Genomic DNA, 15,957 nt, shown 5'->3' on the forward strand with positions numbered 1-15,957 from the left:
ACTATAAATGTAATTAGATGTCTAATTTAAAGAGAAATTATGATATTTCTACTATCTTTTTGATTTTACTTACGTTCTTTTCATTATTTTTTTTCACACGTATCTCCCATTCCATTAACCTTGATTTGGTTGGCTATGTAGGAGGCAAATTCAATGATTTTCAGGTGGTTGGCAATTACGCCTATATCACCACTGAAAACGGGCTTCAAATATTGGACATATCCAATCCTGCATCACCTCAGATAGTCAATGTTTTGAATGATTACGGCAGGTTTGAGAAAATTTCCATATCAGGCGGAAAAATGTGTACTTCCGCAGGTAAAAAATTGTACACTTTCGACATTGCCAATCCAACAGCTCCCACATTTTTAGGATTGTTTTTAACGAAATATAATATTAAATCATTGATACTTTCGGGAAATATACTTTATCTTCTTGTGGCAAATACCGGCTTGGAAATTCTCGATATTTCAACTCCCTATTCGCCAGTGCTAAAGAGCACATTGAATATTTCTTCCAGTAGTTTTACTGATTTGGAAGTTGAAGGCAATAAAGCTTACATATTAAGCAACGGTGCTTACATTAACGGTTTTCAGATTGTAGATATAAGCAACACCTTATCGCCTGTGTTACTTGGGTCATATAAATATTCAGGACGCTCTCTGTACCTGTCCGGAAATTATGCCTATATTATCAAACCTTACAGCGGTATGGATATTCTCGATATTAGCGATTCATCGGCACCTTTACGAGCTGGCACCTATAATAATTCAGATTATCTCAATGATGTCAGTATTTCGGGGAGTATTGCATTTGTTGCGTCAAACAAAACCGGAATCATCACAGTTGATGTTAGTAATCATTCTTCACCTTCAACATTCGGCACCTTTTCAATTCAGGGAGGAACCAGTAAAATTGATATTTCAGGAAATAATGGTTATCTGATTGACTCACAAGGATTTGCTATCATAGATATCAGTGATCCTTCTAACATTACTCTTCTGGGAAGATTTAACACGACAGCACGCGCCATAAAATTCAGTATTTCTGGAGATACCCTTTTTTCAGTCAATAAGCACATTGGATATTCAATGATGGAAATACCGCAAATTATAACCTCACAGCTTGTCACAATAACTAACTATCCATTAACTATGGATAATCTAATTATTTCTGGAACTATTGCTTTTGCCTGCGATTCTAAATTTGGAAATGGTCTTAGCATATTAGATATAAGCAGTCCTCAAACTCCTTCAAAAATCGGTTCATATTCTGATGCAAAAGGGATTGGAGGAGTCATAGGGAATTATGCATTTATAAATTCCGTTAAAAATTCATCATCGCCTTACTTTGAAATATTAGACGTAAGCAATCCAGCTTCTCCGCAGATATCTGCTTCATTAAATTTGGCTGCAGGTGTTTTTGATGTGAGTTATGATAAGGCTTATCTTTCAAATGGAGACAGTTTGTTTATAATCGATACAAATGACCGCTCGAATCCTTCATTTAAAGGCTCGCTTTCACTACCAAGTCATAGCGTATATGACATTGCTGTTGCCAACAATAAAGCATATATAGCGACCGCCGAATCGGGGTTGATAATTGCTGATGTAAACAATCCCCTTTTGCCCACAATTATCGGACAATTAGATACGGGGGGAGAAATTCACGGAATATTTATTTCCGGTAATTATGCATATCTTGCAAACGGGACAAATGGTGTAGCTGTTGTTGACATAACAGACTCGACAAGTCCACAACTTGAAGTGGCAAAAGACATTCTTGGAAATGCCAATGACATTTTAGTTAAGAATAACTATGTCTTTGTTGCCGACGAGTTTTCGGGCGTTGCAGTGCTGAAAATTTTAGAAAACAATTTGCCACAAATATCTATCTCAAAAAATAAATTACTTTTAAACTCAGCAGGAGGAGAAGAATCAATAAGCATAACCGTGCCAATAACATCGACTTGGAATGTAATTTCCGATTCAAGCTGGATAACGATAAATTCAGATACGAGCGGAAGCGGAAATGCGACAATCGATTTTTCCGTAAGTCCAAACACATCTTCTTTTGATAGGATAGGAACAATTATAATTAATGAAGAAAAAATTCAAATTACACAACAGAGAAGCGAATGTAACGGAGATTATTCATTCAAAACAGACCATATAAATATTCCATATTCAAGCGGAGTTTTTTCAACAACAGTAGTTGCGCCTGATGGATGTTTTTGGAATGCTGAAAGCAACTCAAACTGGGTTTTAATCAATCACACGATAGATAACACCATTTACTTTTCAGTAGAAGAAAATCCTACAGCCATTACCCGAACTGCGACAATCTCTGTTGGAGAAAATGAATTCACGATTAAACAGGGTGGCCGCCCTTGCACTTTCTCCATATCAGAATCGTCTTTTTCTATCCTAAATTCAATGGGGGGAAACATTGCCTTTACTATATCCACCATAACCGGTTGTATCCCCACAGTATCTGTTTTGACCGATTGGATATCAGTTGTCACAACTACCAATGCTGGGGATAAAAGCTTCGTCACATTGAGCATTGATAAAAACGAAAATGAAAAAAGAAGGGAAGGTTCCGCAATCATAGGTGGAAAAGAACTTACGATTCGTCAGGAAGGCACCCGTAACACAATGCCTGTCATTACTACAGAAGACTTTCATTTTTACAGCGCAGGAGGTGTCAATGACATAGCCTCTGATGGAAAATATGTATATATAGTAAATGAGGGTGGATTATCAGTCCTTGACATTACTTCTTCGGTAACATCAACTATACTTGCATCTTTACCCCTTTATGATGTCAACCAGATAAAAGTGTTAGGTTCATATGGCTATGTGTCAGGTGGGACAAATCAATTTTTGATAATTGATTTAAGTTCTCCGTCTTCACCTCAAATAACGTCCTCATATTTTTCAAATAAGAACACATACAATTTTGATGTATATGATGAGAAGGCTTTTATCGTTAGTGATGGTAAATTAAAAATCCTCGATATAAGCAATAAAAACACACCATTTCTTGTTGGTGAACTTATTGATGAATCATCATTTATCAATGAAGTTATTGTTTCTGATACGATTGCATATTGCTTAACTAGCGGCAATAAAGTTTTAGCCGTTGACATTTCCACTTCCAAAAATCCAAAAATACTTGGAAGTTATCAATACACGGATAATATAAGCAAAATGCACATATCAGGAAATATCCTTTCCTTTCTCACAGAGAATAAAGGGCTCGTAATGCTTGATGTGATTAATCCAACAAATATTTCTTTAGTAGGTAAGACAAAAATATTCAAAGCCCACAACTTCACGGTGTCGGGCAATTATGCCTATCTTGCCCATTGGAATAAAGGAGTTGGAATTGTAGATTTATCGGATCCTTATAATCCCTCCCTTCTGTCGACTTATAACCTTCCTCAAGGAACAAAAGCTCTTTTCTGCAAAAATGGTAAACTTTATACAGGTAATTATAATGACGGTTCAGTAATCATATTGAAAGTATCTAATGGCCAATTGCCGGTAATTTTAGGTAGCTATGAAGGATTAAAAGAAGTAGGTAAAATATGTGCAAGAAATGACTATCTTATTACTTCATCTGCAAACTCTAATGTTGTAACTCTAAAAATGACAGATTTTTCTAATAATCTCGTTATAGAGAATGAAATAAAGCATCCGAAGAAGCCTTTCGGATTTTCTATATATGGCAACCTTCTGCTCATATGGTATAAAAAAGACGTTATCCTTTATGATATAAATTTTCCAGAATCTCCTAATGGTATCATCAGGATGAAAATTAAATTTCCATTCGATAAAGTCCTATTAAAGGATAATTATCTATATTTTCTATCCGGAAATTATATTTCTATTTTCGATATCAGTATGCTAACAAAGCCAAAAAAGGTAAAGATATTCAAAATTCCCGGCAAGAATGATATATCAGATATTCACATTGTAAATGACAAAGCTTATATCCTTAGAAATAAAGGATTTATTATATTAGACATAAGCGACCCACTTCATCCCAAAAAAATAGGAAGGTACTCCAAGAAGAAAAAACTGAACACAATTTTTGCAACGGGAGATAAAGTTTACGCTACATCCATACGAAAAAAACTTTTCCTATTTGATACAAGCAATGCTGAAAACATAAAACTCTTAAACACTCAAAAACTTCCATTTGACCCGTGGGATATTTATTTATCAGGAAAAAAATTCATTTTTTCAGAAATAGGCGGTCTTTACAACGGAATTACGATTTCCCAGTTGAAAAATGCCGAAGCTGACCTATTTGGGAAATGGCTATCAGTAGAATCGCGTGATGCAGGTAAGAGAGAGAAAATGATAAGTGGAACCATCGAAATCAGAAACATAGGAGGAACTATATCGAAGAAAACTTCTGTGGATGTTTATTTATCAAAAGACTATTTCTTCGACAAGAAAGACAAAAAAATATTTTCAAAATCCCTTGCTTTTCTTGATACACCTGACGAAAATAAGGTCGAAATAACCATTGAACGGAGATTAAAGAAGAAGAACAAAGCAAATCATTTCATTGCTGTTATCGATCCGAAAAACAAAATTTCAGAAACCAACAAAGACAATAATATTGTCATATCGCCGGCAATTCAGTAAAAATCTCAATCTTAATAATAAAATAAAGATGAACTCAATGAATATTTTTGAGAAATGTCTTTCTTTTTAAGTTAGCAATGAAATGTTTTTTGAGTTAATCTTTTCTGACTTTTGCATCCTCTACTATTACCTTATATTCATATCCTGACCCAAAGTCTTTATCACTTGCCGCTACCCCTTCTGCTATGACGATATCGCCCGTTTGAGGGAGATCTTTTGTTGTTACTACCAAGTCATTTGTGCCTTCTGAAGAATCGCCTGTGCCATCTTGTAGATGGACCCAATTCTTAGCCATTATATTACTGAGCACCTTTACAACCTTAGCTCTTACTTTTACTGTTTTATTATTTAGCTCTTTCCTCTTTTCATAAATTTCAGCAACAGTATAAGCATTCTTCCCTTTTGCTTTTTCTACTTTTATTGGTTCTTCAGGAATGTCTGTAGCTTTTCTTTCAGTTCCCTGCATAAGCTTTTCTGCTTCTCCAACAGGACCGAGAGAGAATATAATTTTTTCGAATGTTCTGTTGAGAGTTTTGCTTGTAAAGTTGTGCATTTCAGTGCCGGGCATAAGATTTACTGTTTCACCTTCTTTTACCTTCATTTCCGGGACTGCAATCCATAATGTCTTGCCTTCCTCCTGTTCAAGATTTATATAAGTATAACCTCCACTATTGAATGTTTCCTTGACTTTACCTGTTATTGGTTTCACTGGTGAAGGCACAGATTTTGACGCTTCTTTCTCAGGAACACTCTCTTTTTTATTACCCTTTTCTTTATTTGAACAAGCGCTAAAAGAAAAGATAAATGGGATTACAGTTAAAAATACGAAAAAAAGCTTCAACAAATGTTTCATCATCTATCCTCCTATCAATGAATCAACTGTCTATTTCATCTTTATTGTGCAGAATAATACTTTTTGGGAAAAGAGACAAGAGTTTTTGAAAAATGAAACGATGATTCTTCGAAAAAGTAGCAGGATGCAACATCTTTATGCCTCTCAATTTGAACTTGTCTGTCTAAGGAATTTTTTCATTTTAGTTGGATAAGAAGTTTTTTAATAAGGGTCTGCCAAAATATAGTTATAACAGATTGATTTTTACTTGTTCTTGTATTAGATTTAAATTGTCGCTTAAAAAAGAAAAGCTTCCCTTGAATATGATTGTTTAAACTTTTATAGTTTATTTTGTCAATTATTTGCTTCAATGTAATTTTTTTTGAAGAGGAGGAAGACGATGGAGTTTGAACAGACCTTTATGAATTTTCTTTACCACCATCAAGAAAAATATAACCGCACATACCACTTTTTAATTTTAATGGACGCTATCCTGAGTGCCGCAAAACACATTCAGCACTATTATGTTACAGGGGCGCTCAAAGGTAATTTAGGAGGCGCCGGAAAAATAAATATTCAAGGAGAAAATGTACTGCGAATGGACCAAATTGCTCATGAGATAGTAATTCACTATTTGAAAGCATCGAAAAGGGTCATACATGCAGTAAGTGAAGAAGCAGAAGATATAATACCAATGGATACAGGAAACGGCAGATATTTTATATACTTTGACCCTCTAGATGGCTCCTCCAATGTTTCTCATATGCTGCCCGTCGGCTTTATGTTTGGAATAGCAAAGAGAAATCTCGAGGGACCCGAAGATGGACACTTGCGCGCCGGTAAAGATTATATTGCAGCAGGTATGTTTGTGATTCCGACAGGCACATTTACCATAGCTTTGAGAGATGCCGGATGTTGGCGATTTCATATTGATGAAACAATGACATTCGTAAAACCGATAAGAGTATTTTTGCCGGAAGATAGGAAGAAGTGGGAGCTTTCTTTCAATGCGGCAAATAAATATACTTTTAGAGAATCAGTGCAGAAGTGGATAGAAGAGAATGAAAAGAAATATGCCTTTCGTTACCTTGGCGCGCTTGCCGGTGATTTTCATCGTCTCTTGGGAAATGGCGGAATGTTTATGTATCCTGCAATCGTAAATCATCCTGACCCCAAGAAAAATAGACCCCAAGGCAAACTTAGACTAATGTATGAAGCGGCAATAGTCTCCTTTATGTGCCGTGAGGCAGGCGGTCATGCTATAGATGAAAATGGGACTCCCATTCTTGAAATACAGCCGGAAAAACATCACCAGAGGACAGCATTGTATGTTGGAAGCAAACCCCTTGTTGATGAAATAGCGGAATGCCTTAAAAACTAATCGACAGATAAAAAAGGAGGAGTGGATATATACTCACTCCTCCTTTTCCTTTATCTTTGATAAAATCAATCCTTGAAATTGCTTATATCCATTAGAAAAAGCTGAAGCGCTCTTTCACCAGGAGGCGTTGCCCTACTTGATGAAAACATTAGCGTCTTGCCGTCAGGGGATATACTTGGGAATCCATCGAATCCGTCGAAGTATGTAAGTCTCGTTTGTTTGCCAGTCTCTAAATTCATCATAAAGATTTCAAAGTTTGGCATTGGGATTGCAGGGTCTGAAGGCGGCAGAACTTTGACAAAGGCAAAATGCTTTCCATCAGGATGTGGATATGGAGCCCAATTCGTTCCATCGTCATGGGTTATCTGCTTTAGTCCTGTGCCGTCGTGCTTGATTGTAAAAATCGTCATTGGTTTTCTTCTTTGTCCGTCATATTCCTTTTTCCATGCACGATATATGATTGTTTCAGAATCAGGCATATAAAATGCACCGCCTTCCTGCCAATCTGGAGTGTGTGTAATTTGGAACTCTTCTGTGCCGTCAGATTTCATACGCCACAAATCCATATTGCCATTGATTTGCCTTCCAAACAGAATCCATTTGCCATCTGGGGAAACTGATACCTCAGCATCATAGTATTTATTATTGGTAATTCTTTTTATATTTTTACCTTCAAGGTCGGAGATATATAATTCAGCGCCTTGAGGATATTGAGTTGAATCAGACCAATCCCCTTTGGGCATATCCAAGTGGTCTCTCGTAGAGGTCCAAACAATCTTATCTCCTGAGGGAAAATAAAAATTACAAGCGTCTTCTCCCTTGTCATTTATTCTGCGAATATTTTTCCCATCAATAGTAGCTGTGTAGGCATGATATGCAGTGTCATCATCCATCTTTGCTTGGCAGATGATACTTTTCCCGTCAGGTGAAAAGTAAGATTCTGCCGCCCGTGGAAAGTTGGGTATTCTCTTTACTGGAAATTCATTTTCAAATGTAAAATTCTCTGCAGGTTTGTAGGGTTTTGATTGCGGAGTTTTCTTTGATTGTGAACAAGCAATCAGCGTTAGTGTCATAAAAAGCATAAATAAAAATACAAAAGGTTTCTTCATCATTAATCCTCCTTTTAAATATAGATTTGATTTTTGCTCGCTTCTACATATTCATTGTAAAAAAAAATCTATAACAATGTAAAATTTTTGCAATGCATTAAAAATTTTCTCTAAGCAATAATCCGTACCTAACGCCGCCTGTACTCGTCAATGCCTTATCGTAGCCAAAATAATTCATTATTTCATTTAGAATCAGAGCACCGCTAACAATTACATCTGCCCGTGCAGGGTGAAGTCCCGGTAATTTCATTCTTTCTTCTGTTGTCATTGATTTGATTTTATCAATTAAAGATGTCAATTCATTTATTCCAATTTCAAATCCCTCAATTTCGCTTCGAATATAATTTTCTTGTCTTTTAATCATCTGTGCCACAGTAGTTACAGTGCCTGCAATTCCAATCAAACAATCTCCGCGCCAACTATCCTTATGCAGGACAGAAAGGTGTTTTATTATGGATTCTTTGAGATTTTCTATCTCCTTTTCTGAAGGAGGATTATTCTTAATGAATTCTTCCGTAAGACGCACTGATCCAAATCGAAGACTTTTCAAGTCTTTTATTTTATCTCCTTTTCCGATTATAAATTCCGTGCTTCCTCCACCGATATCTACGACAAGCGCGCTGTGCGCATTTGAAGGAAATGTCTGTATAGCTGAATAATAAGTGAGCAAAGCTTCTTCCTCACCTGAAATGATCTGAATATTGATATCAAGTAATTCTTTAACCTTTTTAATAAAAGTATTTGAATTTTTGGCATCTCTCAATGCGCTTGTTGCCCCAACGATTATCTTTGAGGCATTGTATTCTTCAGCAATCTTCTTATATTCCTTTAAAACTTTAATAGTCCTATTTACAGCGTCGTCGTTTAATATTCCACTCCTGTTAGTGCCCTCCCCTATTCTGCAAATGCGTAATTCTTCCCTTAAAACTTCCAATTTCTTGCCATTTTTTTTTGCTATCAAGAGAAGGGCTGAATTTGTGCCTAAATCAATCGATGCTTCTATGCAGTTGTCCATTTTATTCTATAGTAATGGATTAGATATTTGTTTCAGTTTTTTGGATTTTTTTTGAATATCCGAGCGACTCCATTGCAATTTTACCTAATATTCTGTCATTTTTATGGTCTAAAGCAAAAACTCTGTAATGAAAAAGTTTCGAGGGAATGAATTCGAAAAGTTTCAATAAAACCTCTTTTGATATGCTTTCTGAATTTGGGTCAAAGACAAAAATCTGTTGATTGCCCATAGAAAGTGGGTTTTCTGGTCTTGGATCCTGTTCCTGCACATCAACTGAAAATGATAAATCTTTTAGCTTTTCAGGAAGATTCTCTCGTATTCTCTCTGCCCACTCCTTTTCGCTTATGACAGGCACACCTGCTTTCATCACATCGGCGGTGCGTGTATAATCAAATGCAAGTTTCCATTTAGGTTTTCTAAGAAGTATCAATGACCATTCCTTTGCCAACATCTTCTTTTTGAAATCCATAGAATCTTTCCATGATGTAACCGTTTCTGTCAAAGACCAATCAGTCAAATTCAAATATCTATTCAAATTGTTGGCAGGATTTTCTCCATCAAACATTATTGTAATCGTATCTCTGAATATTTCCCTAAGATGATGGTCAATTGCTCTTGTTGTCCTGTGATAATAAACATTAGAATAGAGATAAAGCCGTGCATTCAAAAACATTGTAAGCGCAGATGTGCCCGATTTATGGATTGTCAACCCCTTGGAGGAATAAAATGTATAATAAATCAAACGCTCGATATCAACAGGCCCTATCTTCACGCCGCACATATATGAATCGCGAAGGACATAATCCATATTGTCGACCGTATATATGCCATTGAACAAAGGCAAAAGCAGTGTAAGCCATTTTGGATAGTTTTTTGTTTTTTTGACTTTTTCTTTCTTTATTAAAAATGCAAGATACTCAGGCTGTATTACCTCACCTTTCATAAATTTTCCTGACGGACTTCGTTTTATTTTCAAAATAATGTCGGAAAGTTTCTCGAAAATAATTTTCTTCCCTAAATCTTCATGGGTTATATGAAACTTATCGAGATAATTTTCGTCAAAAAAATGTCCGAAAGGTCCGTGGCCAATATCGTGAAGAAGGCCTGTTATGCGTAAAAGTTCTTCAATAAAATTGAATGAAGGGCAATTTCGAGAATATTTCTTCAGTGATGGATAGAGCTGCTTTGCCATTCGTCCGCCAAGATGCATTGCTCCAAGTGAATGTTGAAAACGGCTATGCTCTGCTGATGGGAATACCCATCGAAGACTTTGAAGCTGATAAATCTTTCTGAGACGCTGCATCCAAGGTGTGTCAATCAGGTCCTTTTCTGATGCTTCTGTCGAAGAATTGGGCAAGGTGAATGTTATGTATGTATGGATTGGGTCAGCAAATACTGCACTTCCTTCATAAAAAGGAAATTTTTCTTTCGTCATATTTCTATTCCCATTTCGGAAAATCTTCTTCCTCTTCAACTATAGCCATATGCTCCAAAATTGAATCACTGATACCTGCTACAAATTGTGAAGGTTTTGTAAGCAGCTGTCCTGTCCCTCTCTCTATAATATTGATTGGATAGGAGAGATACAGGTTTTTCTTGGCTCTTGTTGAAGCAACATACATCAGTCTTCTTTCTTCTTCGAGTTCATCTTCGCTCCATAATGAATAGCTTGATGGGAATATTCCTTCAAGAGTCCAGATTATAAAAACCGTATGCCATTCAAGACCCTTAGCAGAATGTATTGTTGATAGCGTAAGTAAGTCCTTTATTTTTTCTTCGGCTGTAACATCGGAGATACTTTTTCTTTCAGATGGTGGGTCAAGTGCCATGTCAGTAAGAAATGATTTGAGAGTCTTATATCTTTCACTAATCGTTATGAGATGTTCTAAATCTTTTATTCGTTTTGGATAATTGTCATACAGTTTTTTTATGATTGGACCGTAATATTCAACAACTTCTGCGAGCTGTTCTGATGGTTTAGAATATTCTTTTTCAATTTTAGTAAGAAGGGCAAGAAGTTTTGAAAGTCCCTCTTTATTTTTTTTATTGGCGAGTGCAAGAATTTTTTCCCTATTTTTGTAATCTTCCTTGATAAGATTAATCATCTTCATAGCTGATTTGGAGCCCAATCCCTCGATTAACAACAATACTCTTGACCAACTTATTACATCGAGAGGGTTGGCAATGATTCTGAGGTGAGCAACAACATCTTTGACATGAGCTGTTTCAATGAACTTGAATCCGCCATATTTTACATAAGGTATTCCTTTGCGATTCAATTCCAATTCAAGGTCAAATGACAAATCTCCAGAACGAAAAAGAACAGCTATATCAGATAAATTGACGCCTTCTTCATGAAGCTCAAGTATTTTTTGGACAATGAAACGGGATTGTGTATATTCATCCGGCGCTCTAACAAGTGAAGGTGTCTCACCACCTTCAATATTACTGTAAAGTTTTTTGGAATATTTCTGTTTAGCCCGTTCAATTATTGTATTTGTAAAATTTAAAATTTTTTGAGTGCTCCTATAGTTTTGCTCGAGCTTTACTATTTTAGTTCCTTGAAATTTAAGAGGAAACTGCATTATATTTTTAAAGGTTGCGCCCCTGAAAGAATAGATGCTTTGAGAATCATCGCCTACTGCCATGATATTTTTATGATTCGAAGCCAATTGCTCTGCAATTTCTGCCTGTAACACATTTGTATCCTGATATTCATCAATCATAATATAGCGGTAGAAATTTGACAGCTTTTCTCGGATTTCATTATGGTTTTTTAGAAGTTTCAGCAAAAGCACCAATAGGTCATCATAATCTACAAGATTATTCTCTAACTTGTATTGCCTGTATTTTGAAAAGATGAGATTAAATTCATTTGCAAAATCCCTGAAATGGGGACAATTTTTTTCAATTGCCTCTTCTGTAGAAATAGCGCAGTTGACACTCAAAGACAAAACCTCATAGATTGTATTTTTTCGAGGGAAGACCCTACCTTTGTCTGAAATGTCTATTTCACTTCTTATCATACCAATTACGTCTGTGCTGTCAGTCCTATCCAATATAGTGAATTCGGGTGTCAAGCCCACATATTCTGCATAGCGGCGAAGTATCATATTGGCAAAGGAATGAAATGTGCCGCCTGAAACTTTCTCACATCTGTCATCGAGAAGCATCGATGCCCGCCTCAACATTTCCTGCGCCGCTTTTCGTGTAAATGTAAGAAGAAGTATCGATTCAGGATTGACGCCTCTTTGGACAAGTTTTGCCACACGATAAACAAGGGTGCGTGTTTTACCACTGCCTGCCCCTGCTACTACGAGAATAGGTCCATCCAAATGATTAACTGCTTCCAATTGTGCTTCGTTGAGCTCTTTGGAAAAATCTATTCCCTTTGTTTCTCTTTTGAGGGGCTTTTCAATTTCTTTGAGAAGATATTTCTTCATCTTTAAATTTTATTTCTATTTTTAAACGTTTGAATTTTTGAATGCGGATAAATCTTAAAATATAACAAGCGTAAGAAAAATAGAAAAAAGGACTACTACAAGAATGATTAAAAATATTTTCTTGAGTCCTGATTGGTTTCCTGACTCAATGAGGTTTAAATCACTTCCCTTCTTTCTATGTTTTACACGAATCTTATGCTTTTTCTGCTCATATTCTTCTCTTGACATCCATTTGGTGTTACCTGCCTTATCCTTGACAGGGATATAACCTCTTTCTTTGTAGAATGCCTGTTTTTCCTGCTCTATTATTTCAATCCTTCGCAATTCATCTAATTTTTTTTCATCAATCTCATTCTCTTTTTTTTCATGCTCTTCTTTGAATTGCTGAAGCTTCCTCAACGCTTCAAGACGCTCTCGCTCTTGATTTTCAAGCTCTTCTCGAATCTTTTGCCTTATTCGCTTTTCTTCTTCTTCACTTATAGCCATTTTACACCACTCAACTCATAGTGATTTGAGGACTTTATTTCATTTAAATTTTTTCATATTTTAATCTACATTTTTTTTAAATCAAAACAATTTTTTTTGTCACTTTTTGAAAAGAGATTCTGCTCGCCTTCGAGCTTCTTCCTTTTCTTTTGCGCTTGCCTGCATATCTTCTTGGCTTTTAAGATTGAAATATTCACAGTAGTTTCTTCTCTCTCTATCAGAAACCCATTCTGCCTGCGTTTCTGCGCATTTGTTATGCTTCGATTCATCAAAGAAAGTGCAATTTAAACAACAGTGAATGTCATTGCCACAATGAGGGCAAGTATCATTGCGAGAAACTTTACCTGATATTTCAATATCTTTTTTACAAAAATAACATTTCATTTTCATATTTCACTCAATCTCTTTCCTTTAAAAAGTTTTCCAGAAAAAATTGAAAAACTCTGTGGATAATTTGTTAAAAAATAATATTAACATTTAATCAAATAAGATTTTTTATCACATTGCACCATTTTGGTGCACTTTTGAAAATGTCAAAATTTCTGCAAAAATAAAAATCTTCTATTCATCTATCCTTTTTTCGCTCATATGCATTTTTTTCTATAAATGATGCTATTTCTTCGTGAAGCTTAAGTCCATAAAGTTGATTGAGAGTTATTATTCCCGCAGGACAGGTAATATTTATTTCTGTTAAAAAACCACCAATCATATCAATTCCGCCAAAGTAAATGCCTTTCTTTAGGGACTTTTTAGCAATCTCCAGAGACACCTTCATTTCCTTTTCACTAAGCTCAGCAGTGTCGTTCTTGCCGCCGAAATCTGGATCGCTTCTAAAATTTCCTTCTTCAGGTACTCTTCTATAACACCCTAAAATTTTCCCTTCAAGAAATATAATCCTTTTGTCACCTTCTGAATGTATAGCAGGAATGAATTCTTGAGCCATAACATATCTCTTCCCATTATCTGTTGCCTTTTCGAGATATAGGTGAGGCTCTTTTGTTTTTGATGTCAAAGTCATCAAGTTTTTGCTTGCATATAGATCGAGCTGTTTGATTATGGTTTTTTGATGAGAAAGAACGAAATGCTTCAAACGCAAAATATCCCGAGAAACTAATGTGGGAGGGATATATTTAGGATAATCCAAAATATATAGTTTCTCAGATGTGCTCGTCAACGCTTTAGGATCATTGAAAAAAAACACATTTTCTCTTAAGGAAGCAAGCATTTGGTTGAGGAAGATGTAATTTATATCATAGGGCGGCTCGAGCCGAATCAAAATTGCATCTAATGATTTGGCTTCTTCATTCTTAATTTCAGTCTTCTTGAGCTCAAAGTTATTGTCATATTCAGCATAGTTGAGCTTTATCATCAACTTACCATTGGATGAGTAAATATCCTCGGGTTTTATATAAAAGAGTCGGTGTCCTCGAGATTTCAATTCTGTAAATAGAAGGAGAGATGTATCATCGTTGATTTCAAGCCGTTCAACAGAATCTAATATTATGCCAATTCGCAACTTATTTTTTTCGTTCATTTTGAATATTTAAAAGTTCTATTGTTTGAGCCGCTGTTGATAGAATTCCTGCAAACTCATAGACTTTTATCTTTTCGATTGTAACATTAGACTTGCCCGAAACAGAAAAAAAACCTGTCTCTTCCGGACAGAGACTATCGTATGCAAAACTCATTCCTCTGACATTTAAACTTTGTGTCTTGTCTCTTTCTGAATGAAAACGGAAAAATCCGCCAACGGGTTTGTTTCCAATAAAGTAGAAAAGCGGTTCGGCAACCTTTCCGTCAAGCATATCCGTAGTAGGAATCCCCTCCTGAATTATTACACTCGATACAGTTATCTTACTTTTACCAATGGACATCTTATTTTGAGTTGCCCTATTCATAGAAACAAATGATTCCCCTGAGTCGGCTATCATTACAGCCATTCCATATGTGCCTGAATTGTTTTTGATAAAAACAAATGGCTTATCATTAATACCATATTCTTTATATTTTTTTTGGATTTTATTGATTAGACTATCTATTTTTTTTCCCGCTTCTTCGAACCCTATTTTTTTCCTAAAATTTATTTCATCTTGATAGTCATAAAATCCTGATATCAACCATGGGTCAACTGAATATTTTTTCCCAAAGTCTTCTGCCAAATTACAGTAAATTTTGAAGTGCTCACTCTTTCTTCTTCTATACCAGCCCATCTCAGGAGGCGGAATAACAGGTTGAGCAATATTCAGTAACTTTTCCGGCTTCCCTGCTGAAAAATCATTGTTGCTGATTATTAAGTCAGGAATAAAATCATCAACCCTTACCTTTGATGATTCCACTGATAATGGATGCAATTGCAATATTTTGTTGGAAGCCGTTTCCGCTTCTCTATATGTATCTGAAAGTGTTGCGCATAGTGTTTCAAAACCGGCATTTTTTATTATCTGCTTCAGTGTATATGCATTTTCCATATAGAAGGGATTGCGAGTATGCTCTTCCAAAATTAGGAGAATCTTTTTTGCATCTGGATAGTAAGTGGCAATATATTCTTTGAGCGCTTTGGAGGATATTGTCAAGCTGTTTTCACAAAGATTATTAAAACCTGCCGGGAAAGCGTTTGCATCCACTGCAGAGACTTTATATCCGCTATTTCTTATGTCATGAGAGGAATAAATAGGAGGTATCTTCCCTTCAGTAATATCAATAATCCACTTTTTTATATCAACTGAATTCTCAGTAATAATCCTGAATATCTCTTTTATTGTATCCACAACTGATTGTCCTTTTATTCAAAATTTATAATAACAAAAATTCCATAAGATTTCTAATTGTTAAGTTCAATTTTGGAATCTTTATGTTTTACGCGGTTTTCTATTAGATTTACTATTTGCCATCATTATCCTTATTTGCTTCCTCGTAGTTTTTCATCATTATCAAAGCCACAGTAGGCATTTTTTCTCACTCTCTCAGTTTCAAATAAAATTTTTTTGATACCTTCTTGCTTTAAAAAAATGTATTAGAAGAAGGAGTGGA

At 35.6% G+C, this 15,957-nt stretch carries 11 protein-coding genes; 2 read left to right on the plus strand and 9 right to left on the minus strand.

Going from position 1 to position 15,957, the window contains the following annotated elements:
* Positions 1-17 precede the first annotated feature (17 nt).
* Entirely contained in the window at positions 18-4,661 is a 4,644-nt protein-coding gene (locus D6734_08820) for a hypothetical protein (GenBank protein ID RMF93978.1), read from the plus strand.
* A 94-nt stretch (positions 4,662-4,755) separates the two neighbouring features.
* Here the strand turns inward: D6734_08820 and D6734_08825 are convergent, their stop codons facing one another.
* Positions 4,756-5,514 carry a DNA-binding protein gene (locus tag D6734_08825; protein RMF93979.1) on the minus strand — a complete coding sequence of 253 codons (759 nt, stop codon included), beginning with the start codon at positions 5,512-5,514 and terminating at the stop codon, positions 4,756-4,758.
* 379 nt (positions 5,515-5,893) lie between these two features.
* On the opposite strand from D6734_08825, the gene D6734_08830 reads away from it, so the two are divergent.
* A complete protein-coding gene (locus D6734_08830; GenBank protein RMF93980.1) occupies positions 5,894-6,874 on the plus strand; it encodes a hypothetical protein in 981 nt (326 codons plus the stop codon).
* A 65-nt stretch (positions 6,875-6,939) separates the two neighbouring features.
* Here the strand turns inward: D6734_08830 and D6734_08835 are convergent, their stop codons facing one another.
* The 8 genes from D6734_08835 to gshA all read right to left on the minus strand — a co-directional run bounded on the left by D6734_08835 (position 6,940) and on the right by gshA (position 15,713).
* Positions 6,940-7,986, minus strand: coding sequence for a hypothetical protein (locus D6734_08835; protein ID RMF93981.1), 1,047 nt, complete (start codon positions 7,984-7,986; stop codon positions 6,940-6,942).
* Positions 7,987-8,080: 94 nt separating this feature from the next.
* Positions 8,081-8,998: a Ppx/GppA family phosphatase gene (locus tag D6734_08840; GenBank protein RMF93982.1), complete on the minus strand. Its 918-nt coding sequence runs from the start codon at positions 8,996-8,998 to the stop codon at positions 8,081-8,083.
* Between the two features lie 19 nt (positions 8,999-9,017).
* On the minus strand, positions 9,018-10,433 hold the full coding sequence (locus tag D6734_08845; GenBank protein RMF93983.1) for an HD domain-containing protein: 1,416 nt from the start codon (positions 10,431-10,433) through the stop codon (positions 9,018-9,020).
* Positions 10,434-10,437: 4 nt separating this feature from the next.
* Positions 10,438-12,441, minus strand: a complete 2,004-nt coding sequence (locus D6734_08850) for an ATP-dependent helicase (protein RMF93984.1) — start codon at positions 12,439-12,441, stop codon at positions 10,438-10,440.
* 54 nt (positions 12,442-12,495) lie between these two features.
* Positions 12,496-12,927 carry a hypothetical protein gene (locus D6734_08855; GenBank protein ID RMF93985.1) on the minus strand — a complete coding sequence of 144 codons (432 nt, stop codon included), beginning with the start codon at positions 12,925-12,927 and terminating at the stop codon, positions 12,496-12,498.
* A gap of 99 nt (positions 12,928-13,026) precedes the next feature.
* Entirely contained in the window at positions 13,027-13,317 is a 291-nt protein-coding gene (locus D6734_08860) for a hypothetical protein (protein RMF93986.1), read from the minus strand.
* Between the two features lie 175 nt (positions 13,318-13,492).
* Complete coding sequence (locus D6734_08865; protein ID RMF93987.1) at positions 13,493-14,461, minus strand: hypothetical protein; 969 nt, start codon at positions 14,459-14,461, stop codon at positions 13,493-13,495.
* Positions 14,445-15,713, minus strand: a complete 1,269-nt coding sequence (gene gshA, locus D6734_08870) for a glutamate--cysteine ligase (protein RMF93988.1) — start codon at positions 15,711-15,713, stop codon at positions 14,445-14,447. The genes D6734_08865 and gshA overlap by 17 nt, the downstream gene beginning before the upstream one ends.
* Positions 15,714-15,957 lie beyond the last annotated feature (244 nt).

It is taken from the genome of Candidatus Schekmanbacteria bacterium (assembly GCA_003695725.1).
Classification (GTDB): domain Bacteria; phylum Schekmanbacteria; class GWA2-38-11; order GWA2-38-11; family J061; genus J061.

Excerpts from the sequence above, each read along its gene's own strand:
- D6734_08820 (RMF93978.1), top strand. The coding sequence starts at position 18 with ATGTCTAATTTAAAGAGAAATTATGATATTTCTACTATCTTTTTGATT.
- D6734_08825 (RMF93979.1), bottom strand. The coding sequence starts at position 5,514 with ATGAAACATTTGTTGAAGCTTTTTTTCGTATTTTTAACTGTAATCCCA.
- D6734_08830 (RMF93980.1), top strand. The coding sequence starts at position 5,894 with ATGGAGTTTGAACAGACCTTTATGAATTTTCTTTACCACCATCAAGAA.
- D6734_08835 (RMF93981.1), bottom strand. The coding sequence starts at position 7,986 with ATGATGAAGAAACCTTTTGTATTTTTATTTATGCTTTTTATGACACTA.
- D6734_08840 (RMF93982.1), bottom strand. The coding sequence starts at position 8,998 with ATGGACAACTGCATAGAAGCATCGATTGATTTAGGCACAAATTCAGCC.
- D6734_08845 (RMF93983.1), bottom strand. The coding sequence starts at position 10,433 with ATGACGAAAGAAAAATTTCCTTTTTATGAAGGAAGTGCAGTATTTGCT.
- D6734_08850 (RMF93984.1), bottom strand. The coding sequence starts at position 12,441 with ATGAAGAAATATCTTCTCAAAGAAATTGAAAAGCCCCTCAAAAGAGAA.
- D6734_08855 (RMF93985.1), bottom strand. The coding sequence starts at position 12,927 with ATGGCTATAAGTGAAGAAGAAGAAAAGCGAATAAGGCAAAAGATTCGA.
- D6734_08860 (RMF93986.1), bottom strand. The coding sequence starts at position 13,317 with ATGAAAATGAAATGTTATTTTTGTAAAAAAGATATTGAAATATCAGGT.
- D6734_08865 (RMF93987.1), bottom strand. The coding sequence starts at position 14,461 with ATGAACGAAAAAAATAAGTTGCGAATTGGCATAATATTAGATTCTGTT.